The sequence below is a fragment of the Paraoerskovia marina genome (assembly GCF_900105445.1).
Lineage (GTDB): Bacteria > Actinomycetota > Actinomycetes > Actinomycetales > Cellulomonadaceae > Paraoerskovia > Paraoerskovia marina.
Map to the genome: position 1 here is coordinate 774,604 of NZ_LT629776.1, position 22,750 is coordinate 797,353.

Here is a 22,750-nt window from a genome sequence, read left to right on the forward strand (position 1 = left end):
CGCAGATTGAGCGTCCGCGGGAAGATTCTCGCGGCACTTGCGGTGCCGGTCTTCGTGCTGTTCATCGCCGCGACCATCATCTCGGCACAGTCGCTGTCGAGCGCTCGGGTGGCCGCGCAGACGCACGAGCTGGTGGACGCGCTGACGGTCCAGGACGCTGCCGGCAAGGCGTTCGCCGTCGAGCGGGCCCTGTCGATCTACGACTCCGGCGGCCCAGCTGTGCGTGTTGCGATCGGGCGAACGGTCGACGGGGCCGAGGACGCGGAGCCGGAGCAGGCGATCGAGGCCTTCTACGGCTTGGTCGACGGCGCCCGCGCGTCGACGGACGACGTGCTCGACCGACGTGACACGATCTTCAACGACCTGAACCTCTCCGCGCTCGACGACGAGGTCCAGACCGTCGTCGACCGCACGATCGCCGACCGTGAGCAGCTCGAGGACCTGCGCGAGCGGATCGACGCGGACAGCGCGACCGAGTACACGCGAACCAGCGAGTACTCCGAGCTGATCGACCGCGCCGTCGGCGTGCAGCGCACCGTCGCGCTCACGTCGGAGGACCGCGCCCTCGCGCAGTACCTGCAGGCGTACGCGGACGTCGACGACTGGATGGCGGAGATCACCGTCGAGGAGCCGATCGTCCAGTCGCTCCTCATCAAGTCCGCGAGCGGCGAGACCAACCTGGCCCGCGAGGAGAACCGCGCCGCCCAGGTCGTGAACGGCGGCGACGCCATCCTCGAGACGGCCGAGGCCGCGGTCGACGACCTGCCCGGGGGTGAGGAGCTGCCCGCCACCCGTGGCTCGTACGCCAACGTGCGCCAGTCCGTGGGTGACCGCTCGCTGTCCTCGCTCTCGGACCGTGACAAGAGCCGCTGGCTCTCGTTGTCGCGCAGCCAGCTCGACCAGTCGACGGTGCTGCGTGACGACCTGCGGAGCACGTCGGGCGACCTCGCGACCGACACCCAGACGAGCGCGAACACCGCGGCCGGCATCACGATCGCCGCGACCCTCGTCGCGTTCTTCCTCTCGGTCCTCATCGCGACCCTCATCGCCCGGTACATCACGCGACCGCTGAAGCGCCTGACCCAGGCTGCCGGTGACATCCGTGACCAGCTGCCGACGATGGTCGAGCAGGTGTCGGTGCCCGGCCAGGGGCCGAGCATCGACATCGCCCCGATCGCCGTCGAGTCCGGGGACGAGGTCGGCCAGCTCGCGACGGCGTTCAACGAGGTGAACTCGACGACCATCCAGGTGGCACGGGAGCAGGCCGCACTGCGTGGCTCCATCGCCGAGATGTTCGTCAACGTCGCGCGTCGTGACCAGGTACTCCTCAACCGTCAGCTCGCGTTCCTCGACGACCTCGAGCGCTCCGAGGAAGACCCCAACGCGCTGTCGAACCTGTTCCGTCTCGACCACCTCGCGACGCGAATGCGCCGCAACGCGGAGTCTCTCCTCGTGCTCGCGGGCATCGACTCCGGTCGTCGCGTGCGTCAGCCGATGCCGACCTCGGACGTCATCCGTACGGCGTCGTCCGAGATCGAGCTCTACGACCGGATCCGGCTCAACCTCGACGTCGATCCCGTCATGCTCGGCCACAACGCGCTGAACACGGCGCACCTGCTCGCGGAGCTCCTCGAGAACGCGACGAACTTCTCCGAGCCGCACACCCCGGTCGAGGTCTCGATCGAGCGTGACGCCGGCGCCGTCCGCATCCTGATCCGCGACCACGGTCTCGGCATGACCGAGGAGGAGACGACCGAGGCCTCGCGTCGTGTGCGCTCCAGCTCGGCCTCGGACGCCGTCGGCGCACAGCGCCTCGGGCTCTACGTGGTCGGCCGCCTTGCGGACCGCCTTGGCGCGACCGTCCAGTTCCTCCCGGTCCAGGACGGCAACGGGACGCTCGTCATCGTCGGCCTGCCGCTGCCGCTCTTCGTGGCGGAGCAGAACCTGCCGCTCCCGGAGCCGACCGACCCGTTGTCCGCCTCGACGCAGATCGCCGCCGGGTCGTTCGTGGGTGCGGCGGACACCGGCCAGCAGCCGGTGGCTCCGGCCACCGGGAGCCTGCCCGTCCGTGGCGGTGGACCCTCCACGGGTGCCCTGCCCGTCGGCGAGGCACCCGTCGCCGTTCCCGTGGACCTCGAGGCCCTGACGGACGGCACCACCGGCACCGGTATGCCTCGTCGGCGCGCCGCGATGCCGCAGAACGACTCGCGCCCGACCACGGGATCGATCGTCCTGCCCCCGATGGCGGAGCCGACCCTCCCCGACGAGCTCCCGACGTCGGCGGACGACAACTGGATGCCTCCGTCGGAGGTCCAGTCGGCGGCGGCAGCCCTGCCGAGCCGAACGCGGTCGGAGGAGCCCTCCGTCGCGCTCGACACGAACGCCGCCGACCCGGCTGCGCTGCTGCCCGGCGACGGTTCCGTCGAGGAGATCTCCGTCGACGCCGACTCGCGTTCCGCGATGTTCTCCAGCTTCCGCAGCATGGGTGCTCTCGAGGACCGTGTCGCGAGCGGAGACGACCAGGCGCCGGCATCGCCGGCACCCGCACCCGCGGCTGATCGGACGTGGACCCCGGAGGCGGCGCCGGAGCCTGCGCCGGAGCCGGCTCAGCCCGGACCGTTCGGCGACACCCGCCAGTGGACCCCCGAGCCCGCACCGGTCGAGCCTGAGCCCGAGTCGGCTCCTGCCGAGCCCGCTCCGGCCCCGATCGAGTACCGGCACGAGGAGCCCGAGCCCCAGCCTGCTCCGGCCGAGTCTCGGAGCGAGCCGAAGGACGAGGCGTTCCAGACGCTCCCTGCCTTCGAGGACCTGATGGCGGATCTGCCGACGCGCCGCTCGCTCCGCGAGAGCCAGCGCAAGAAGTCGCGCTTCGGGGGAAAGAAGAACCGCGACGACGAGCGTCCGTCTTCGGGTCCCTCCGCTGCCGCACTGGCGTCGATGCCGCTCGCGACACCGCGCCTCACGGAGCAGTCGACGTCGAGCGACCCGTTCGGCACTCGTTCGTCCGCCACCGCGCAGCAGGCGCAGGAGCCCTCGCAGGTCGCCGCGCCGCAGTCGGCACCGGCACCGGCACCCGCACCGGACCCCGTACCGAGCCAGCCGGCTCCGGCACCCCAGGCCGACGCTGTCTGGACCCCGCCCGAGGTCAGCGACGATGCGGCACCGCTCTCCGCGCCGAGCCGTACGTCGTCCGGAGTTGCGCCGACGCAGCCTGCGGCCGAGTCGCAGCAGCCTTCCCGGGTCGCCGGGATGCCGCAGCGCCCGAGTGCTCGTGCCACGACAGAGAGCTCGGGAGCGGGCAAGCCTGTCGCCGCACAGTCCCACGACTCGGTCGAGGCGCGTTCGGAGTGGCTCGCCTCGGCGGTTCTCTACGAGGAGATGACGTCGCTGCTGCGGTCGGGCGGCGAGGACGACCCGTTCCAGCGTGACGCGGAGGAGCAGTACCAGCCGGCCTCCATGTCGTTCGGTGATGGGCTCGCACCCCGGCGTCGCTCCTCGGCACCGCCGGCGAACGACGGCCCGACCGCAACGATCGATCGCGATCCGGAAGAGATGCGGACCCGACTTTCTGCCTTCCAATCGGGAATCTCACGCGGCCGTCAGGCCGTCACCGACGAGGCACCCTCGACAGGAGCCCCTGTCACCCTGAATGATGAGCCCCACTCATCGGCTCCGGCGCGCTGACGGCGCGCACGGACCGATGGGACCTGACGAGGAGGAAGAGTGAACGCGCTCAGTACCGAGGCCACCAACTTTGGTTGGTTGTTGGACAACTTTGTGCGGACCGTGCCCGGCAGCCGCCACACGCTGGTGGTGTCGGCAGACGGTCTGCTGATGGCGATGTCCGACCAGCTGGACCGCACCAGCGGTGACCAGCTGGCGGCGATCGTCTCCGGCATGTCCAGCCTGACCCGTGGCGCAGCACGCCAGCTCAATGGCGGGAACGTGCGCCAGGCGATTGTCGAGATGGACAATGGCTTCCTTTTCTTGATGAACGTGTCGAACGGTTCGGTTCTCGGCGTCGTGGCGGAGTCCAGCTGCGACATCGGTCTGATCGGCTACGAGATGGCGCTTCTCGTCTCTCGGACCGAGGCGACGCTGACGCCGCAGCTCATCTCCGAGATGCGCGGCAGCCTCCCCGTCGACGGGGCAACGCGTACACCAGTGGCATGAGGTCGGATCGATGACGAACGGATCTTTCGGAGGCGGTATGCACAGCGCTGATACATATGAGGCGTCAACGGTTCGGCCGTACGCGGTCACCGGAGGGCGGGTTCGGTCGGCGACGTCCGACCTGCCGCTCGAGGCACTGGTGGAGGTGCTTCCCGGTGCGGTCAGCAGTCAGGGGCTGCCTCCGGAGAAGCGCGCCATCCTCCAGCACGCCGCGCACACCTACGTGTCCGTGGCCGAGCTGTCCGCGCTGCTCCGACTGCCGCTCGGCGTCACCCGCATCCTCGTGGCGGACCTCCAGGAGGAGCGTTACGTCACCGTCCACACCTCGACCCCCGTCAACGTGCACACCGGTCACGGCAGCGCGAGCTCGGGTATGTCCCTGAGTGTTCTGGAGAGTGTTCTCAATGGCATTTCCGCCCTCTAGCGGTCAGCCTGCTCAGCAGGCTGGAGCAGCACCGGCAGCCCAGGGCTCGGCCGCGCCGGCCCGGACCGCCCCGACGGTCGTCAAGATCGTCGTCGCGGGCGGCTTCGCCGTCGGCAAGACGACCTTCATCGGGTCGATCTCGGACATCGAGCCGCTGAACACCGAGGCTGCGATGACGGAGCACTCCGTCGGCGTCGACGATGCCGGTGGTCAGTCCGAGCGCAAGACGTCGACCACGGTCGCCATGGACTTCGGACGCATCGAGCTGCCGGGCTCGCTGTGGCTCTACCTGTTCGGCACCCCGGGTCAGGACCGCTTCCTGTTCATGTGGGACGACCTGGTCCGCGGCGCGATCGGCGCAGTCGTCCTCGTCGACACCGAGCGGCTCGAGCAGTGCTTCCCCGCGATCGACTACTTCGAGTCCCGCAACATCCCGTTCGTCGTCGGTGTGAACTGCTTCGACGGAGTGGCCAAGCACAAGCTCGACGACGTGCGTGAGGCTCTGCAGATCCCCGCGCACGTGCCGATGCTGTACACGGACGCCCGGTCGCGTGCCGCGACCAAGCAGACGCTGATCGCGCTCGTGCAGCTCGCGATGCGGCAGCTGCGCGCCAACGCACGGGCCTGATCTCGGGGCCTCCGGTTCTCAGGTTCGGATCCTCGCCCCACTCTCGGTAGACTCGACAGTGCAGGGCGTTGGTTCTGGGAGGGCTGACAGAGCGGCCTAATGTGACGGTCTTGAAAACCGTTGTTGTGCAAGCAACCGGGGGTTCGAATCCCTCGCCCTCCGCCGCCGGAACGAGCGGGCACCGCGACTCGGTGCCCGCTCGTTCGGTTTGTGGAGCACGCCGGCAAGCCCCGCAGTACGGCGGAATCGTGCGGTTCGGGACGGCGCTTTGCTCCATGCGCCCCCGGCCAGGTAACCTATCGGCGGACGTACATTCGTGTGTGTCTGAGGAGACGTCGCATAGTCCGGCCTAGTGCGCCACCCTGCTAAGGTGGTAACGGGGCAACCCGTTCGAGGGTTCAAATCCCTCCGTCTCCGCTCAGGAAGGTCTCGGCTGCACAAGTCGGGACCTTTTCTGCTGATCCGACGTCGTCCGGCCGTTGCGGTGAGACGTGGTGCGGATCACGGTGGCCCCAGGGCTCATCGGTTTGGGAACAGGCCGGGGAAGCGCTAGGCTCATCTACGGCTCGCCCGATGGGGGAGTCACGGTACGCGCCCGTAGCTCAACGGATAGAGCATCTGACTACGGATCAGAAGGTTGGGGGTTCGAATCCCTCCGGGCGCACAGCAGAAGGGCCCTGATCGGCAAGACGTCGATCAGGGCCCTTCGTCGTTCCCGGCAACGGTGCGCGGGACCTGGTTAACTGGTGTCCTGACCCGTTGGAGTGTCGGCCCGAGGAGGCATAGATGACTCACCTTTCCTGGGACCCGCACGAGGTCGGGGAGCTCGGCGCCGATCACCCTCTTCTGGTAGCGATTCTTGTGCTCGGGCTGATCGCCCTGCTCGTCGTCTCCGTCGCGGCGGTCGTCGCGATCGTGACGGCACCGCGGCGCTCGCCCGAGCCGGTACGGCACGACGACGAGTAGCGCGGCGGTGGTGAGCGGACCATCTTCATGACGTCAGTCGCCGGCCTTCGGGGTCGCAGGAGCTCGGCCATCGCGGCGACCGCAGGTTGAGCGTGGCCGAAGAACGCCCGGTGACCCTCGCAGAGGTGGTTCAGCCCCGGTTCACCGCCCGCGGCCGTGACGAATCGGTCCCTCGGGCATCCTCGGTTGCACGCCAGCGCACGGGGCACTTGCGACACTGCTCGGGGAGGCTCGTGATCTTGCTGAGGCCGAACTCGACCTGCTCTGGCGGTGCCAGCAGGTCCGGGAAGCTCGTCTCCGTGATGTTGCCGAGGCGGTAGTCGGGCTCGACGTAGTGGTCGCACGCGTAGACGTCGCCGTTGTGCTCGACCGCGACGGCCTGCCGCCACTGCGGGGCGTGCACGCACACGCTGGGCCGGCCGAGGTAGTTCCCGAGGGTTCCGTCGAAGTGCTGGACGAACATCTCGCCCACGTCGTGGCGCACCCACTCGTCGAAGACGGTGCTGAGAAAGCGCCCCCAGCCGGCGGGCGAGACGGTGCGTGACGTGACTCCGTCTCCGTCCTGGGTATAGAGGACGCGGTGCCCGTCGTCGTCACGCCAGCTGCGTTCCGCCGTCGGCCCCATCCCTGCAGGTACCCGCTCGACGATCGGGATGAACTGGAGGAACCGGTGGCGTCGGAGGAACACCGCCCATTCGTCGTCGATCAGGGTCCCGTTGGTCTGGATGACGTGCGCGCCGCGCTGGCCCGGGCGCCGGTACCGCTCGGAGAGCTCGACGACGCGGCGGAAGAAGGGCAGACCACGGAGCATGGGCTCGCCTCCCTGCCAGGCGACGGTGACCTCGCCGTCGGGGTGCGCGGCGAACAGCTTACGGTCGTAGGTGCTCAGCGTCTCGGCGGACATCCGTTGGGGCTTCTCGTCGTACGGCAGCACGTGGAGCGATAGACGCAGTACGAGCAGTCGAGGTTGCAGGCCGCGCCCGCGGGCTTCGCCAGCACCGAGTACGGGATCGTTCGACGCTTGGTCCTTTCGTTGCGTATCATTGACCGTGCTCCTTCGATCCGCCGGGGCAAGGCTCGTTTTCCGTCGTGTCTTCGCCAATTCCCGTTCAACGCTACCGATCGGTCTCTTTTCCCGACGGCGATACCCGACTCAGCTCGGGCACGTCCGGGCCTACGATCGCTCCATGCCACGACGCGGGCCGTACGCCAAGGGGATCGCCAGACGCGAGAGGCTGCTCACGGCGGCGCTCGCCGTGATCGCACGCCAGGGGTACCGTGGCGCCTCGCTCAAGGAGATCGCGGACGAGGTAGGGCTGAGCCAGACGGGGCTGCTCCACCACTTCGACTCCAAGGAGGACCTCTTCGTCGAGGTCCTGCGAGCTCGGGACGACGCCGACCGCACGCGTGCGTTGACGGCGTTCGTCGACGGGGGGATCGAGGGTGCCCTCGACACGTTCGTCGAGGTCATGCGTGCGAATGCCGACGTACCGGGTCTGGTCCACCTCTACACCGCGCTCGCGGTGGAGGCTGCCGACCCGGCGCACGCCGCGCACGAGTACTTCGTCAGCCGGCGCGGACTCTTCCGAGCAGTCCTCGCCGGCGCGGTCCGGCAGATGCAGGCCGATGGTCGCATCGAACCGTCCCTGGACGCCGACACGCTCGCGACGGGGTTGCACGCTCTCGCCGACGGGCTGCAGCTCCACTTCCTCTCCGAGCCGGACCTGGACATGGCGGGGGCGGTCGAGACGATGGTCGCAGCCGTCCTCACCCCGGTCCCGACGCGAACAGATCCGTCAGGCGATGTCGGCATACGGTAGATGGATGACCTCCACGATCCCCGGGCTGCTGTTCCGCGACCGCCACATCTCCGTCCCCGTCGACTGGACCGACCCGACGAGGTTCGGCGAGATCACCGTCTATGCGCGGGAGGTCGTCGATCCGGCACGTGACGGCGATGACCTACCCCTGCTCCTCTTCCTTCAGGGCGGCCCTGGCGGCCAGGGGCCTCGCCCGACGGCAGCCGGCGGCTGGTGGTCGAAGGTCCTTGAGACCCACCGGGTCGTCCTCCTCGACCAGCGGGGGACCGGCCGGTCGTCCCGCATCGACGGCGCGCTCCTCGACTCGTTCCCGACCCCAGCCGCTGCGGCCGAGTACGTCGCGTGCTTCCGGGCCGACGCGATCGTCGAGGATGCGGAGCGGCTGCGCCATGCCCTCTACGGCGGACGGCGGTGGACGACGCTCGGTCAGTCGTACGGCGGCTTCATCACCCTGTCCTACCTCTCGCGGTACCCCGAGGCGCTCGACGCCTGCCTGACGACCGGTGGCATCCCGTCCGTCCGTGCCGACGCAGAGACGGTCTACGCCCGGACCTTCCCCCGCCAGCTCGAGCGGAACCGCGCCTTCGAGCGGGAGTTTCCCGACGACGTCGCGACCCTGGGAACGATCGCCGACCTCCTGGGCGCACAGGAGGTCCTCCTGCCCGACGGCGACGTGCTCACTCCGCACCGGCTGCAGGTGCTCGGACAGTCTCTCGGGATGAGTGACGGGGCCGACGGTCTGCACTGGCTCCTCGAGTCCCCGTTCGCCTCTGACGGTGGACTCGACCCTGCGTTCCTCTCTGCGGTCGGCGCCCGGACCGGGTACGTGAGCAACCCGCTGTACATGCTGCTGCAGGAGGTCATCTACCACCAGGGCGAGCGCGAGCCGGGCTGGGCCGCGCACGACGAGTACCTGCGGACACCGGAGTTCTCGACGTCGGTACGTCCTCTGCGACTGACCGGTGAGACGGTCTACCCGTGGATGTTCGACGAGATCCGGGCCCTGCGCCCGTTCCGTGGAGTGGCAGAGGCCCTGGCCTCGCGGGAGTCCTGGCCCCTCTTGTACGACGTCGATCGGCTCGCGTCGAACGAGGTCCCGCTGGCCGCGGTGCAGTACGACGACGACCCGTACGTCGACCTCGGTCTCGCGCGGGAGACGCTCGATGCGACGGGGAGCTCGAGTCTCTGGGTGACCAACGAGTACCTGCACGACGGGCTCCGTGCGGACGGCGCACGGATCGTCCCACGGCTGTTCGACATGGTTCGCGGACGGTGGGCGCCAGCGGCACGCTGAGCAGATTGTGCTCAGGATGTGGACGGTGTGTGAAAGTGTGACCGCCGTCACACAGCATGTTATGGTCGATGATGCAAAGAAGTTCGCCTGACGGACCAACGCTCGATCTCTCTCAGCCCCGTCGTTTCAACGATCGTGAGGGGGGTCACGTCACTCCTGCGAAGTCGGCGTCCAACGCCCGTCGTGCAGAGCGTCCGGGCGCGGCAACTCCATGACTGTGGCGGCCTCGGGGTTGACTCTTCCCAGGGATGGACTGGCAGTGTCTAGGGCTTTGGGCACGCCGTCGGTGTGCCTCAACCAGCAAATGGAGAGGATTCCATCCCCATGAGCGACCAAACGTGGCAGACAATCGCCATCGTGGTCTATCTGCTCGCGATGCTTGCGATCGGCTACACCGCTTACCGCAACACCTCCGACATGGACGACTACATGCTCGGTGGGCGGCGCCTGAAGCCGGCGCAGGCCGCACTCAGCGCCGGAGCCTCCGACATGTCGGGCTGGCTCCTGCTGGGACTCCCCGGAGCGATCTACGCGTCGGGTCTCATCGAGGCCTGGATCGCCGTCGGCCTGACCGTCGGTGCCTGGCTCAACTGGAAGTTCGTGGCGCCAAGGCTGCGCGCGTACACCGAGGTCACGCGCAACTCGATCACGATCCCGAGCTTCTTCGAGAACCGTCTGCGCGACACCTCGCGCTCGCTCCGCGTCACCGCGGGCATCATCGTGCTCGTCTTCTTCACGTTCTACGTGTCCTCCGGCATGGTGGCCGGCGGGAAGTTCTTCGAGAGCTCGTTCGACTCGAACTACTGGGTCGGCATCGCCGTCGTCATCGGCGTGACCCTCGCCTACACGCTGTTCGGTGGCTTCCTGGGCGCGACGTGGACCGACGTCGCCCAGGGCATCTTGATGGTCGCCGCACTCATCGCCGTGCCGATCGTCGCGATCGTCGAGATCGGTGGCTGGGGCTCGGTCGTCGACGGCATCCGCGAGGCCGACGTGACCAACGGGGGCGACGCCCTCTCCTGGACCAAGGGCGCGACCGTCGCGGGCATCGTCTCGTCGCTGGCCTGGGGCCTCGGCTACTTCGGCCAGCCGCACATCATCGTCCGCTTCATGGCGATGCGTAAGCCGAGCGACGCGACCACCGGCCGCCGTGTCGGTATCGCCTGGATGATCATCTCGGCCACGGGTGCTGTGATGACCGGGCTCGTCGGTATCGCCTACTTCCAGCAGACGAACGCCACCCTCGATGACCCGGAGACGGTCTTCCTCGAGCTGTCGCAGATCCTCTTCCACCCTGTGGTCGCGGGCCTCGTGCTCGCCGCCGTGCTTGCCGCGATCATGTCGACGATCTCGTCGCAGCTCATCGTGTCAGCCTCGGCCCTCGTCGAGGACCTCTACATGATCGTGGGCAAGAAGACGACGGCGAAGAAGGGTGTCGTCCTCGGACGTATCGGTGTCCTCGTCGTGACGGTCGTGGCCGCGCTGCTCGCTCTCGACCCCGACTCCTCCGTGCTCGACCTCGTCGGGTTCGCCTGGGCCGGCTTCGGTGCCGCGTTCGGTCCGCTGATCCTCCTCGCGCTGTACTGGAAGGGCCTGACCCGCTGGGGTGCGCTCGCCGGAATGATCAGCGGTGGCGTGACGGCCTTCATCTGGGGCCACACCGAGCTGTCGAGCACGCTCTACGAGATCGTTCCCGGTTTCGTCATCTGCCTCGTCGTCGCCTGGGTGGTCTCGTTGGTCACCAAGCAGGACGACCCGCAGGTCGATGCGGAGTTCAACGCCGCCCGTGTCTACGCGAAGTCGGACGACATCGAGGCCGCACGCAAGGAGGCAGGCGCTACCGCCTGATCGTCCTCGCAACGCACGAAGGGCCCTGCACACCACGCGTGGTGTGCAGGGCCCTTCGCCGTCCGTGGGAGGCAGCGTCAGCCGTCTGCTGCCTGTCCTCGGGCCGGCGGGTCGGTCTGCAAGGCCGCGGTGCTTCGAACGAAGCAGGAATGCACCGGGACGTGCTCGCGCTGTACAACGGGACTCTTCGAGGCTCGCGCGTGCCGGCCACCGGCTGGGCCCGGCGAGCGGGGAGATCGGCTCCAGAGCTGTCGAGGGTGAGCAGCTGCGGGCGACGGACTCCCCCGAGGAAGGGGTGCGATCACGGGGTGGTGGGGGTCACGTCGGGGGGATTTGGTGGTTCGTTGTTCCGGCTGTAATGTTCTGGATGTCAGCCCGACAGGGAGACACGGACAGGAGCTCTTCGGGGCGGATGGCCGGTCCCGGGTGCTGATACCCCTGGTTTCTGAGTCTGGTTGGGTTGTGCCTTGTGTGCGGCTGGCTGGAAGGGGGGCTGGACGCGCGAGATCGGGTCTGGTAGGTTGGAGAGGTTGCCCCGGGTTCGGGTCGCTGAGGTTCGGCGGGTCGGGACGGTGCGTGCTGGTTGTTTGAGAACTCAACAGTGTGCTTGATAGTCAATGCCAAAGTTTTATCTCCTGGCTGGTGACTGTGGCTGCCCGTTCGGGTGGTTTCGGTTGGTGGTTGGGGGTCTTTGGACAACAGTTTTTGAAAACGTTAGTTTTCGAATCTGATTGCCAGATTAATGAGGCCGCGCATCGTTTGGTGTGTGGTGCTTCGTATGGTTGTTTGCTGGCTGGCTCCTTGTGGGTTGGTTGGTTGACGTTGATCATTTACGGAGAGTTTGATCCTGGCTCAGGACGAACGCTGGCGGCGTGCTTAACACATGCAAGTCGAACGGTGAAGCCCAGCTTGCTGGGTGGATCAGTGGCGAACGGGTGAGTAACACGTGAGGAACCTGCCCCTGACTTCGGGATAAGCCTTGGAAACGGGGTCTAATACCGGATATGACACCTTCTCGCATGGGATGGGTGTGGAAAGATTTATCGGTTGGGGATGGTCTCGCGGCCTATCAGCTTGTTGGTGGGGTAATGGCTCACCAAGGCGACGACGGGTAGCCGGCCTGAGAGGGCGACCGGCCACACTGGGACTGAGACACGGCCCAGACTCCTACGGGAGGCAGCAGTGGGGAATATTGCACAATGGGCGCAAGCCTGATGCAGCGACGCCGCGTGAGGGATGAAGGCCTTCGGGTTGTAAACCTCTTTCAGCAGGGAAGAAGCGCAAGTGACGGTACCTGCAGAAGAAGCGCCGGCTAACTACGTGCCAGCAGCCGCGGTAATACGTAGGGCGCAAGCGTTGTCCGGAATTATTGGGCGTAAAGAGCTCGTAGGCGGTTTGTCGCGTCTGGTGTGAAAACTCAAGGCTCAACCTTGGGCGTGCATCGGGTACGGGCAGACTAGAGTGCGGTAGGGGTGACTGGAATTCCTGGTGTAGCGGTGGAATGCGCAGATATCAGGAGGAACACCGATGGCGAAGGCAGGTCACTGGGCCGCAACTGACGCTGAGGAGCGAAAGCATGGGGAGCGAACAGGATTAGATACCCTGGTAGTCCATGCCGTAAACGTTGGGCACTAGGTGTGGGGCTCATTCCACGAGTTCCGTGCCGCAGCAAACGCATTAAGTGCCCCGCCTGGGGAGTACGGCCGCAAGGCTAAAACTCAAAGGAATTGACGGGGGCCCGCACAAGCGGCGGAGCATGCGGATTAATTCGATGCAACGCGAAGAACCTTACCAAGGCTTGACATATACGAGAATCTGCTGGAGACAGCAGCCTCTTTGGACACTCGTATACAGGTGGTGCATGGTTGTCGTCAGCTCGTGTCGTGAGATGTTGGGTTAAGTCCCGCAACGAGCGCAACCCTCGTCCTATGTTGCCAGCACGTGATGGTGGGGACTCATAGGAGACTGCCGGGGTCAACTCGGAGGAAGGTGGGGATGACGTCAAATCATCATGCCCCTTATGTCTTGGGCTTCACGCATGCTACAATGGCCGGTACAAAGGGCTGCGATACCGCAAGGTGGAGCGAATCCCAAAAAGCCGGTCTCAGTTCGGATTGGGGTCTGCAACTCGACCCCATGAAGTCGGAGTCGCTAGTAATCGCAGATCAGCAACGCTGCGGTGAATACGTTCCCGGGCCTTGTACACACCGCCCGTCAAGTCACGAAAGTCGGTAACACCCGAAGCCGGTGGCCTAACCCTTGTGGAGGGAGCCGTCGAAGGTGGGACTGGCGATTGGGACTAAGTCGTAACAAGGTAGCCGTACCGGAAGGTGCGGCTGGATCACCTCCTTTCTAAGGAGCTTTTCTCCCCCCGGTTGGGGGGCAGAGGCCATGGCTCACACCGTTCGCGTGTGGGGGTGGTTGCTCAAGGGTGGAACATTGACGAAGTCGACTAGTTGTCGTGTTGGTGCGAGTACGCCTGGTTGCCGGCCCCTGTTGGGGTTGGTGGTGGGTTGGAAAGTGTTGGTGCGGTGGGTGGTTGGCGTAGAGCACACTGTTGGGTCCCCAGATCATCAGCTCGTTTGGCGGGTTGGTTGTTTGGATACGGGTCACCACGACAGCACACTTTGGTGTGTCGGTAGGGTGGGATCGTCCGTTGCTTGAGAACTGCATAGTGGACGCGAGCATCTTTGAATTAATCGAAGATCTAACGATCTTTGGTTTCTGCAATTTTGTTGTTTTGTTGAAGTTTTTAAGGGCACAGGGTGAATGCCTTGGCACTAGGAGCCGAAGAAGGACGTTGTAGCCTGCGATAAGCCTCGGGGAGTTGGCAAACGAACCGTGATCCGAGGATGTCCGAATGGGGAAACCCCGCCACAGTCATGTGTGGTGACCCGCACCTGAATATATAGGGTGTGTGGAGGGAACGCCGGGAAGTGAAACATCTCAGTACCGGCAGGAAGAGATATTCCGTGAGTAGTGGCGAGCGAAAGCGGATGAGGCCAAACCGTTCGTGTGTGATAGCTGTCAGGCGTTGCACGTTCGGGGTTGTGGGACCTTTCGGATCTGACTGACATCAGGTCAAGGAGTAAGAAAGTCGCGTGATAGTCGAAGGGCATTGAAAGGCCCGGCACAGAGGGTGCAACCCCCGTAGACGAAATCGCGTGGCCTCCTGAAGGGGATCCCAAGTAGCACGGGGCCCGAGAAATCCCGTGTGAATCCGGCAAGACCACTTGCTAAGCCTAAATACTACCTAGTGACCGATAGCGGACAAGTACCGTGAGGGAAAGGTGAAAAGTACCCCGGGAGGGGAGTGAAATAGTACCTGAAACCGTGTGCCTACAATCCGTCGGAGCCTCCCTAGCAGGGGTGACGGCGTGCCTTTTGAAGAATGAGCCTGCGAGTTAGTGCTCAGTGGCGAGGTTAACCCGTGTGGGGAAGCCGTAGCGAAAGCGAGTCCGAATAGGGCGACCATAGTCGCTGGGTCTAGACCCGAAGCGAAGTGATCTAGCCATGGGCAGGTTGAAGCGCGGGTAAGACCGCGTGGAGGACCGAACCCACCAGGGTTGAAAACCTGGGGGATGACCTGTGGTTAGGGGTGAAAGGCCAATCAAACTTCGTGATAGCTGGTTCTCCCCGAAATGCATTTAGGTGCAGCGTCACGTGTTTCTTACCGGAGGTAGAGCTACTGGATGGCTAATGGGCCTCACCAGGTTACTGACGTCAGCCAAACTCCGAATGCCGGTAAGTGAGAGCGTGGCAGTGAGACTGCGGGGGATAAGCTCCGTAGTCGAGAGGGAAACAGCCCAGACCACCAGCTAAGGCCCCTAAGCGTGTGCTAAGTGGGAAAGGATGTGGAGTTGCACAGACAACCAGGAGGTTGGCTTAGAAGCAGCCACCCTTGAAAGAGTGCGTAATAGCTCACTGGTCAAGTGATTCCGCGCCGACAATGTAGCGGGGCTCAAGTACACCGCCGAAGCTGTGGCATTCACACATTCGCCAGGCCTTCGTGGTCCAGGCGTGTGGATGGGTAGGGGAGCGTCGTGTGGGCAGTGAAGTCGCGGAGGAATCCAGCGGTGGAGCCCACACGAGTGAGAATGCAGGCATGAGTAGCGAAAGACGGGTGAGAAACCCGTCCGCCGAATGATCAAGGGTTCCAGGGCCAGGCTAATCCGCCCTGGGTAAGTCGGGACCTAAGGCGAGGCCGACAGGCGTAGTCGATGGACAAGGAGTTGATATTCTCCTACCGGCGAAGAACCGCCCATACCGAACTGAGTGATGCTAACCGCCCAAACCTCCACACCGACCCTTCGGGGTCATCGTGGCGGGGCGCGCGGGACCCGAGCTCGTACTAGGTAAGCGTATTAACAGGGGTGACGCAGGAAGGTAGTTGCGCGTGGCGATGGTTGTCCACGTCTAAGGTCGTAGGGTGTCCGGTAGGCAAATCCGCCGGGCGTGAGCCTGAGAACTGATGGTGAGCACGTATGTGCGAAAGCGATGATCCTATGCTGCCAAGAAAAGCCTCGACGCGAGGTTCTAGCCGCCCGTACCCCAAACCGACTCAGGTGATCAGGTAGAGAATACTAAGGCGATCGAGAGAATCGTGGTTAAGGAACTCGGCAAAATGCCCCCGTAACTTCGGGAGAAGGGGGGCCTGAAACGTCAACCCACTAGCTGGGCGAAGCGTGGAGGGCCGCAGAGACCAGGGAGAAGCGACTGTTTACTAAAAACACAGGTCCGTGCTAAGTCGCAAGACGATGTATACGGACTGACGCCTGCCCGGTGCTGGAAGGTTAAGAGGACGGGTCAGCACTTCGGTGCGAAGCTCAGAATTTAAGCCCCAGTAAACGGCGGTGGTAACTATAACCATCCTAAGGTAGCGAAATTCCTTGTCGGGTAAGTTCCGACCTGCACGAATGGCGTAACGACTTCTCCGCTGTCTCAACCGCGAACTCGGCGAAATTGCACTACGAGTAAAGATGCTCGTTACGCGCAGCAGGACGGAAAGACCCCGGGACCTTTACTATAGCTTGATATTGGTGTTCGGTGCGGCTTGTGTAGGATAGGTGGGAGACTGTGAAACCCGTGCGCCAGCACGGGCGGAGTCAACGTTGAAATACCACTCTGGTCGCTCTGGATTCCTAACCTCGGTCCGTAATCCGGATCAGGGACAGTGTCTGGTGGGTAGTTTAACTGGGGCGGTTGCCTCCCAAAATGTAACGGAGGCGCTCAAAGGTTCCCTCAGCCTGGTTGGCAATCAGGTGTCGAGTGCAAGTGCACAAGGGAGCTTGACTGTGAGACTGACAAGTCGAGCAGGGACGAAAGTCGGAACTAGTGATCCGGCGGTGGCTTGTGGAAGCGCCGTCGCTCAACGGATAAAAGGTACCCCGGGGATAACAGGCTGATCTTGCCCAAGAGTCCATATCGACGGCATGGTTTGGCACCTCGATGTCGGCTCGTCGCATCCTGGGGCTGGAGTAGGTCCCAAGGGTTGGGCTGTTCGCCCATTAAAGCGGTACGCGAGCTGGGTTTAGAACGTCGTGAGACAGTTCGGTCCCTATCCGCTGCGCGCGCAGGAAACTTGAGAAGGGCTGTCCCTAGTACGAGAGGACCGGGACGGACGAACCTCTGGTATGCCAGTTGTCACGCCAGTGGCACGGCTGGTTAGCTACGTTCGGAAGGGATAACCGCTGAAAGCATCTAAGCGGGAAGCCTGCTTCAAGATGAGGTTTCCACACCCCACGGGGTGGAAGGCACCCAGCCAGAACACTGGGTCGATAGGCCGGACGTGGAAGGCAGGACTAAAGACTGCCGCAGCTGACCGGTACTAATCAGCCAACAACTTCACAACCCAACACTTCAATGCTTGCGTCCACTATGCGGTTCCCGAGACACGGGCACCACCAACCCCCACCCGCACACACGCGGACAACCCGGGGGAAGGAAACCCAACATCTCCATAGAGTTACGGCGGTCACAGCGAAGGGGAAACGCCCGGTCCCATTCCGAACCCGGAAGCTAAGCCCTTCAGCGCCGATGGTACTGCCCTGGGAACGGGGTGGGAGAGTAGGACACCGCCGGACAACCATTCACCAAAGGCCCACCCCAACCGGGGTGGGCCTTTGGCATACCCCGTGATCTTCGTCGTCGCCGGCTGAGATACTGCGTGCATGAGGATCTCAGCACGGGCAGACTACGCAATCCGTGCGGGCGCGGAACTAGCCGCCGCGGACAACGCGCGCGCCGTCACGGCAGCGGAGCTCGCCAGTGCGCAGAGCATCCCGCACAAGTTCCTCGAGGGAATTCTCACCGACCTGCGCCGAGACGGCCTCGTGCTCAGCCAACGCGGTGCGGGCGGCGGCTACAGACTCGCCCGCCCCGCCAGCGAGGTCACGTTGGCCGACGTCATCAGGGCCGTCGACGGACCGCTCGTCTTCGTCCGGGGAGAGCGACCGCCCGACCTCGAGCGATACAGCGGTGCGGCGACCGCGCTTCTTGACGTTTGGGTGGCGCTCCGCGCCACCGTGCGTTCAGTGCTCGAGGCCGTGACGCTCGAGCAGCTCGCCAGCGGTGCCCTGCCTGCCGAGGTGCGTGACCTCGTCGCCGACGCGACGGCGTGGGAGAACCCCTGAGCTCCTGAGTTGCGGCGCGTGCGCTCAAGGCGCACGCGGTGCGCCGATGGGATCGGTGGCCCCGAAGGTCTCTGTTCGTTGTGACAAGGTCTCGTCCGCTGGTCATTCCCTAGCACCCTAGTAGGAAGATGGGTAAGTTTGCTGAGCAAGGAGCTCTCGGTCCCTGCGGTGGCCCCGTCCCCTCGTCGATCACGTCCGAAGGAATCCCATGCGTACCCTCGTTCTTCTTGCCCTGGTCGGTCTCGGCGCCCAGCTCGTCGACGGAAGTCTCGGGATGGCGTACGGCGTCACGTCGACGACGCTCCTTCTGGCGGTCGGGACCAACCCGGCAGCGGCGTCGGCGACCGTCCACCTGGCAGAGATCGGCACGACGCTCGCCTCCGGCCTCTCGCACTGGCGGTTCGGCAACGTCGACTGGCGGGTCGTCCTCCGGATCGGGGTCCCTGGGGCGGTCGGTGCCTTCGTCGGGGCGACGTTCCTGTCCTGGTTGGCGACCGACGTCGCGGCTCCCGTCATGGCTCTCGTGCTCCTGACCCTCGGGCTGTACGTCCTGGCGCGGTTCACCTTCACCGGGATCAGTTCCGAGAATCTGGGCAAGCCCCTGCGGAAGCGGTTCCTGGCGCCGCTCGGGCTGGTGGGCGGATTCGTGGACGCGACGGGCGGCGGTGGGTGGGGGCCGGTCGGCACCCCGGCGATCCTCGCGAGCGGTCGGCTCGAACCCCGCAAGGTGATCGGGTCGATCGACACCAGCGAGTTCCTCGTCGCGATCGCGGCCAGTGCAGGGTTCTTGCTCGGGCTCGGCTCCGCGGGGATCAACGGCGCCTGGGCGCTGGCGCTTCTCGCGGGCGGCCTCGTGGCTGCGCCCGTCGCGGCGTGGCTGGTACGGATCCTGCCCCCGCGCGTCCTGGGTTCCGCCGTCGGCGGGCTGATCGTCCTCACGAACGTCCGGACCCTGCTGACCCTCGACGTGGTCGATGCGGAGGGTGCGGTGCGCTGGGGCGTCTACGCCCTGGTGGTCGCGGTGTGGGCCGGCGCGGTCGCGTACTCCGTCCGTGCGCATCTGCGCACCCGTCGCGCGGGGGTACCCCTCGTCGAGGGGGCGGCGGACGCGGAGCAGGGACGGGTCACGGGCGCCGTCGTCTCTGGTCGGCGTGATGCCTGATCTTGGCGGGTCTGCCCCGTTCTTCCCATGATCCTGCGGCTCGTGGAGGCGAAGGTCACACCGGGGTTGCCGTCATAGACCGGGCAGCGGGGCCGTCTCTGTCGTTGAATAGAGCGTAGGGACGCCGTAGTCCACGCACTCGGACGGCAACTCTCAAAGGAACTCGCATGGCAGCAGCATCGGTACACAACAAGAAGCGCGGCTACCTCGGCTGGTGGATCTTCATCGGCGTCGTGTGCCTCGCGCTGATGACGTTCGGGATGATGCTCGGCGCAAAGGCCGGCGACACGACGAACGACGAGATCTTCACGAATCCCCTCTCGATCTTCAGCGAGAGCGCGGGCCAGAGTGGCGAGCCCGTCGAGTAGCTCGTCGCGCCGGGTAGGCCGCGCACCGGCCCCGAAGCCCCGAAGGGCCCTGGACACCGCGGTGTCCAGGGCCCTTCGTCGTGCGTCGTCCGCGTGCGGTTCAGCCCTTCACGGAGCCTGACATCAGACCGCCGACGAAGTACTTGCCGAGGATGATGTAGACGATCAGCGTCGGCAGGGACGCCAGCAGTGCCCCCGCCATCGAGACGCCGTAGTCCTGCAGCAGGGCGCCGTTGGCGAGGTTGTTCAGTGCGAGGGTGACGGGCCCGTTCTGGTTGTTGGAGAAGAACACGGCGAACAGGAAGTCGTTCCACGCGTTGGTGAACTGCCAGATGAGGACGACCACGAAGCTCGGGATCGAGATCGGCAGGATGATCGACCAGTAGGTCCGCAGCATGCCCGCACCGTCGACGCGTCCGGCCTCGACGAGCTCGTGCGGAATGGTCTGGTAGTAGTTGCGGAAGATCAGCGTCGTGATCGGGATCCCGTAGATGACGTGCAGCAGGATCAGGGACGGCACACCGCTGGGGATGCCGGCGTCGAGGAAGATCTGCAGCAGCGGGATCATCACGGCCTGGTAGGGGATGAACATCCCGAACAGGATGAGTGCGAACACGGTGTTCGCCCCGCGGAAGCTCCACCGTGAGAGGACGAACCCGTTCATCGAGCCCAGGAACGCCGCGATGATCGACGCCGGGATGACCATCTGGAAGGTGCGCCACAACGACGGCGACAGGGCCGTCCACGCCTCCTTCCAGTTCTCGAGGGTCCAGATCTGGGGCAGGTTCCAGGCGCGCACCGGCGAGGCGTCGCCCGGGCCCTTGAAGCTCGTCACGAGCAGCACGTAGACGGGGATCAGGACGATGACGATCCCGAAGATGAGCGCGGCGTAGCGGAGCGTACGCCCGACGCCGAACCGTGGGGTCCCCTTGTCGCGTCGGAGCTCGAGGGGTTCGCCTGCCACGTCGGGCGGCGGGACCGGGGTGCTGAGGGTCGCCGACATCACTTCTCCTGACGGTTCGTCTTGATCAGATACGGGACGACGACGATCGCGACGAGCACGAGGAGGATCGTGCCGATGGCGGCGGCGTCCGCGTAGTCGAAGCTCGCCTTGGCGAGATACATGTCGACGGCGGGGACCTTCGTCTGGTAGTTCGCGGGCTTCGAGATCGACATGATGAGGTCGAAGGACTTGAGCGACATGTGGCCGATGATGATCAGGGCGGAGAGCATGATCGGCGTCAGCTGCGGGAAGAGCACGTGGCGGTAGACCTGCCACTCGCTCGCGCCGTCCATCCGGCCCGCCTCGCGCAGCTCGTCGGGGATCCCGCGGAAGCCCGCGAGGAACAGCGCCATGACGTAGCCGGAGAGCTGCCAGATGGCGGGGATGGTGATCGCCAGGATCCCGAAGGTGACGTTGTTCCACCAGTTGTTCTGCAGGAAGTCGAGGCCGATCATCTGGAACAGCCGGTTGAGGCCGCTCGCGTTCTCGCCCTGGTTCGAGTTCAGCAGCCAGCGCCACACCACGCCCGAGGCGATGAAGGAGACCGCCATCGGGAAGAGGTAGATCGAGCGGAAGAAGCCCTCGCCCTTGATGGGCTTGTCGAGCAGCCACGCCCAGACGAACCCGATCGCGAGCGTACCGAGCAGGAAGACGACGGTGTAGAGGAAGAGGTTGATCAACGAGTGTTGGAAGTCCTCGGACCCGAGCAGTCGAGTGTAGTTCTCGAACCAGACGGTGCTGGTCGGTTCCACGCCGGTCGCGGTCGCTGCGGAGTGGTTGTCGGTGATCGACGTGGAGAAGTTCGCCCCGATGAGCCCGTAGACGAACACGGCCATGAGGATGAGGGACGGGGCGAGCAGCAGGATGGGCGGCCCGTACCGCCTGAAGCGATGGTTCATGGGGATGTTCCTCCCGGGATCCGGGGTGCGCGTCGCGGCGCGGTGTGAGGGTGGGCGGCGGACGACGGGGCCCGCCCGGGCAGTGCCGGACGGGCCCCGTCAACCGGGTCAGCCGTTGACGGCCGCGGCGAGCTCGGACTGGTAGCCGGCGAGGTCGCTGGCACCCGTCGTGAACTTGCTCGTCGCGTCGCTGATGTCGTTCAGCGTGGCGACGGGGACGGCGGCACCGTGGGCGAGGGAAGAGACGATCGTGTCCTGGCTGAAGGAGTCGATGGCCGTCTTCTGGTACTCGCTGAAGTCCGAGGTGTCGGACTCGGTGTTGGCCGGGATCGAACCCTTGGCCTTGTTGAACGCGGCCTGGCCGTCGGCCGAGCCGACGGTCTCGAGCCAGTTCTTGGCGCCGTCCGGGTGCGGGGCGCCGACGGGCAGCGTGAAGGAGTCGGCGAGGAAGTCGAAGACGCCGTCCGTCCCGGGGACCGGGAAGTAGGTGTAGTCGGCGGGCGACGACTTGCCGGCCTCGGCGAACGCGGCCTCGGCCCAGTCGCCCATGACGTTGAAGCCGGCCTGGCCGTCGATGACCTGCTGGGTCGCGTCAGGCCAGTCGAGGCCGTCACGGTCGGTGTTGGTGTAGCCCATGAGCTTCTCGAAGTCCTCGAGAGCGCCGGTGACCTCGGCACCCTCCCAGTCGGTCGAGCCGTCCCAGAGGCCGTTGTAGCCCTCGGCACCGAGGTCCGCGAGGAGCACGGTCTCGAGCAGGTTGACCTGCGTCCACGTGGTGGCGACCGACAGGGCGGTCACGCCGGACTCCTCGACGGCGTCGAGCGCCGTGAACCAGTCGTCCATGCTGTCGTAGGTCGCGGCCGGGTCGAGGCCCGCGTCCTCGAGCACCGTCGGGTTGGCCCAGACGACGTTCGCGCGGTGGATGTTGGACGGGATCGAGTAGATCTTGCCGTCCACCGTCAGGCGGTCGACGAGGTCGGCCGGGAAGGCCTCGGTCAGCCCGAACTCGTCGTAGAGGTCGCTGACGTCCTCGATCTGCCCGGCGCTGATGTAGTCCTGGAGCTCGGCACCGGCGTGCGCCTGGAACGTGTCCGGCGGGTCGTTGGTCTGCAGACGCGACTGCAGGAGGTCCTTGGCCGCCGAGCCGGCGCCACCGGCGACGGCGCCGTTGATGAACTCGGTGTCCGGGTGCTGCTCGTTGAAGACGCCGACGAGGGCGTCGAGTCCCGCCTTCTCGGATCCGGCGGCCCACCAGGTGAAGACCTCGACCTCGCCGGCGCTGTCGCCGGAAGACCCGCCGTCTCCGGAGGAGGTGTCGCTGGAGTCGTCGCCGCCGCATGCGGTGAGGCCGAGTGCCAGAACTGCGGCACCTGCTGCCGCTGCAGCAAATCGTGTGTTGACGCGCATCGTGATCCCGTCGCCTTCGTTGCCGTGGGGATCGCACCGTGGTGCGACCGGACGCATCATCACGTCCGTGGTGGCTCGCTCCCCATCAAAGGGCTCCGAATCCTTGGTGTCAAGAAGTGAAGACAA

At 65.5% G+C, this 22,750-nt stretch carries 15 protein-coding genes, 3 tRNA genes and 3 rRNA genes; 17 read left to right on the forward strand and 4 right to left on the reverse strand.

Annotated features, from left to right (window positions below; all coding sequences use genetic code 11):
* Positions 1-6: 6 nt before the first annotated feature.
* The 8 genes from BLU20_RS03460 (at position 7) to BLU20_RS14020 (ending at position 6,191) form a co-directional block, all read left to right on the forward strand.
* On the forward strand, positions 7-3,684 hold the full coding sequence (locus tag BLU20_RS03460) for an ATP-binding protein (protein ID WP_172828998.1): 3,678 nt from the start codon (positions 7-9) through the stop codon (positions 3,682-3,684).
* A gap of 39 nt (positions 3,685-3,723) precedes the next feature.
* The gene (locus tag BLU20_RS03465; RefSeq protein ID WP_029254058.1) at positions 3,724-4,173 is read left to right on the forward strand and encodes a roadblock/LC7 domain-containing protein; all 450 of its coding nucleotides are present in this window, start codon (positions 3,724-3,726) and stop codon (positions 4,171-4,173) included.
* Positions 4,174-4,183: 10 nt separating this feature from the next.
* On the forward strand, positions 4,184-4,597 hold the full coding sequence (locus tag BLU20_RS03470; protein ID WP_172828999.1) for a DUF742 domain-containing protein: 414 nt from the start codon (positions 4,184-4,186) through the stop codon (positions 4,595-4,597).
* Positions 4,578-5,225 (forward strand): GTP-binding protein, encoded by a 648-nt coding sequence (locus BLU20_RS03475; RefSeq protein ID WP_029254056.1) that lies wholly within the window; start codon positions 4,578-4,580, stop codon positions 5,223-5,225. Before BLU20_RS03470 ends, BLU20_RS03475 begins: the two co-directional genes overlap by 20 nt.
* A 77-nt stretch (positions 5,226-5,302) precedes the next feature.
* A tRNA-Ser gene (locus tag BLU20_RS03480) sits at positions 5,303-5,387 on the forward strand.
* Between the two features lie 166 nt (positions 5,388-5,553).
* Positions 5,554-5,642 (forward strand) — tRNA-Ser (locus BLU20_RS03485).
* 174 nt (positions 5,643-5,816) lie between these two features.
* Positions 5,817-5,889 (forward strand) — tRNA-Arg (locus BLU20_RS03490).
* A gap of 122 nt (positions 5,890-6,011) precedes the next feature.
* Positions 6,012-6,191: a hypothetical protein gene (locus BLU20_RS14020; protein ID WP_197675412.1), complete on the forward strand. Its 180-nt coding sequence runs from the start codon at positions 6,012-6,014 to the stop codon at positions 6,189-6,191.
* A 130-nt stretch (positions 6,192-6,321) separates the two neighbouring features.
* Here the strand turns inward: BLU20_RS14020 and BLU20_RS03495 are convergent, their stop codons facing one another.
* On the reverse strand, positions 6,322-7,095 hold the full coding sequence (locus BLU20_RS03495) for an SPASM domain-containing protein (RefSeq protein WP_197675413.1): 774 nt from the start codon (positions 7,093-7,095) through the stop codon (positions 6,322-6,324).
* 283 nt (positions 7,096-7,378) lie between these two features.
* On the opposite strand from BLU20_RS03495, the gene BLU20_RS03500 reads away from it, so the two are divergent.
* The 9 genes from BLU20_RS03500 to BLU20_RS03540 all read left to right on the forward strand — a co-directional run bounded on the left by BLU20_RS03500 (position 7,379) and on the right by BLU20_RS03540 (position 19,315).
* Positions 7,379-8,011 carry a TetR/AcrR family transcriptional regulator gene (locus BLU20_RS03500; RefSeq protein WP_083371610.1) on the forward strand — a complete coding sequence of 211 codons (633 nt, stop codon included), beginning with the start codon at positions 7,379-7,381 and terminating at the stop codon, positions 8,009-8,011.
* Between the two features lie 4 nt (positions 8,012-8,015).
* Entirely contained in the window at positions 8,016-9,305 is a 1,290-nt protein-coding gene (locus BLU20_RS03505; RefSeq protein WP_083371611.1) for an alpha/beta fold hydrolase, read from the forward strand.
* Positions 9,306-9,629: 324 nt separating this feature from the next.
* Positions 9,630-11,153: a sodium/proline symporter PutP gene (putP, locus tag BLU20_RS03510; RefSeq protein ID WP_083371612.1), complete on the forward strand. Its 1,524-nt coding sequence runs from the start codon at positions 9,630-9,632 to the stop codon at positions 11,151-11,153.
* 829 nt (positions 11,154-11,982) lie between these two features.
* A 16S ribosomal RNA gene (locus BLU20_RS03515) occupies positions 11,983-13,505 on the forward strand.
* 389 nt (positions 13,506-13,894) lie between these two features.
* A 23S ribosomal RNA gene (locus BLU20_RS03520) occupies positions 13,895-17,004 on the forward strand.
* Between the two features lie 115 nt (positions 17,005-17,119).
* Positions 17,120-17,236: ribosomal RNA gene (gene rrf, locus BLU20_RS03525) — 5S ribosomal RNA — on the forward strand.
* Together the 16S, 23S and 5S rRNA genes form the textbook arrangement of a ribosomal RNA operon.
* A gap of 87 nt (positions 17,237-17,323) precedes the next feature.
* Positions 17,324-17,785 (forward strand): RrF2 family transcriptional regulator, encoded by a 462-nt coding sequence (locus tag BLU20_RS03530; RefSeq protein WP_083371613.1) that lies wholly within the window; start codon positions 17,324-17,326, stop codon positions 17,783-17,785.
* A 208-nt stretch (positions 17,786-17,993) separates the two neighbouring features.
* The gene (locus BLU20_RS03535) at positions 17,994-18,947 is read left to right on the forward strand and encodes a sulfite exporter TauE/SafE family protein (RefSeq protein ID WP_083371614.1); all 954 of its coding nucleotides are present in this window, start codon (positions 17,994-17,996) and stop codon (positions 18,945-18,947) included.
* Between the two features lie 167 nt (positions 18,948-19,114).
* Positions 19,115-19,315 (forward strand): hypothetical protein, encoded by a 201-nt coding sequence (locus tag BLU20_RS03540; protein WP_029252706.1) that lies wholly within the window; start codon positions 19,115-19,117, stop codon positions 19,313-19,315.
* A gap of 100 nt (positions 19,316-19,415) precedes the next feature.
* On the opposite strand, the gene BLU20_RS03545 is transcribed toward BLU20_RS03540, so the two are convergent.
* From BLU20_RS03545 to BLU20_RS03555, 3 genes are all read right to left on the reverse strand, one after another.
* Positions 19,416-20,318, reverse strand: a complete 903-nt coding sequence (locus BLU20_RS03545; protein ID WP_081829668.1) for a carbohydrate ABC transporter permease — start codon at positions 20,316-20,318, stop codon at positions 19,416-19,418.
* Positions 20,318-21,217, reverse strand: a complete 900-nt coding sequence (locus BLU20_RS03550; RefSeq protein WP_029252708.1) for a carbohydrate ABC transporter permease — start codon at positions 21,215-21,217, stop codon at positions 20,318-20,320. The genes BLU20_RS03545 and BLU20_RS03550 overlap by 1 nt, the downstream gene beginning before the upstream one ends.
* Before the next feature lie 108 nt (positions 21,218-21,325).
* The gene (locus tag BLU20_RS03555) at positions 21,326-22,624 is read right to left on the reverse strand and encodes an ABC transporter substrate-binding protein (RefSeq protein WP_083372889.1); all 1,299 of its coding nucleotides are present in this window, start codon (positions 22,622-22,624) and stop codon (positions 21,326-21,328) included.
* Positions 22,625-22,750: the final 126 nt, after the last annotated feature.

Coding starts and splice junctions, on each gene's coding strand:
- BLU20_RS03505 (WP_083371611.1), top strand. CDS start 8,016: ATGACCTCCACGATCCCCGGGCTGCTGTTCCGCGACCGCCACATCTCC.
- BLU20_RS03535 (WP_083371614.1), top strand. CDS start 17,994: ATGCGTACCCTCGTTCTTCTTGCCCTGGTCGGTCTCGGCGCCCAGCTC.
- BLU20_RS03500 (WP_083371610.1), top strand. CDS start 7,379: ATGCCACGACGCGGGCCGTACGCCAAGGGGATCGCCAGACGCGAGAGG.
- BLU20_RS03545 (WP_081829668.1), bottom strand. CDS start 20,318: ATGTCGGCGACCCTCAGCACCCCGGTCCCGCCGCCCGACGTGGCAGGC.
- BLU20_RS03470 (WP_172828999.1), top strand. CDS start 4,184: ATGACGAACGGATCTTTCGGAGGCGGTATGCACAGCGCTGATACATAT.
- BLU20_RS03495 (WP_197675413.1), bottom strand. CDS start 7,095: ATGTCCGCCGAGACGCTGAGCACCTACGACCGTAAGCTGTTCGCCGCG.
- putP (WP_083371612.1), top strand. CDS start 9,630: ATGAGCGACCAAACGTGGCAGACAATCGCCATCGTGGTCTATCTGCTC.
- BLU20_RS03475 (WP_029254056.1), top strand. CDS start 4,578: ATGGCATTTCCGCCCTCTAGCGGTCAGCCTGCTCAGCAGGCTGGAGCA.
- BLU20_RS03555 (WP_083372889.1), bottom strand. CDS start 22,624: ATGCGCGTCAACACACGATTTGCTGCAGCGGCAGCAGGTGCCGCAGTT.
- BLU20_RS14020 (WP_197675412.1), top strand. CDS start 6,012: ATGACTCACCTTTCCTGGGACCCGCACGAGGTCGGGGAGCTCGGCGCC.
- BLU20_RS03530 (WP_083371613.1), top strand. CDS start 17,324: ATGAGGATCTCAGCACGGGCAGACTACGCAATCCGTGCGGGCGCGGAA.
- BLU20_RS03550 (WP_029252708.1), bottom strand. CDS start 21,217: ATGAACCATCGCTTCAGGCGGTACGGGCCGCCCATCCTGCTGCTCGCC.
- BLU20_RS03540 (WP_029252706.1), top strand. CDS start 19,115: ATGGCAGCAGCATCGGTACACAACAAGAAGCGCGGCTACCTCGGCTGG.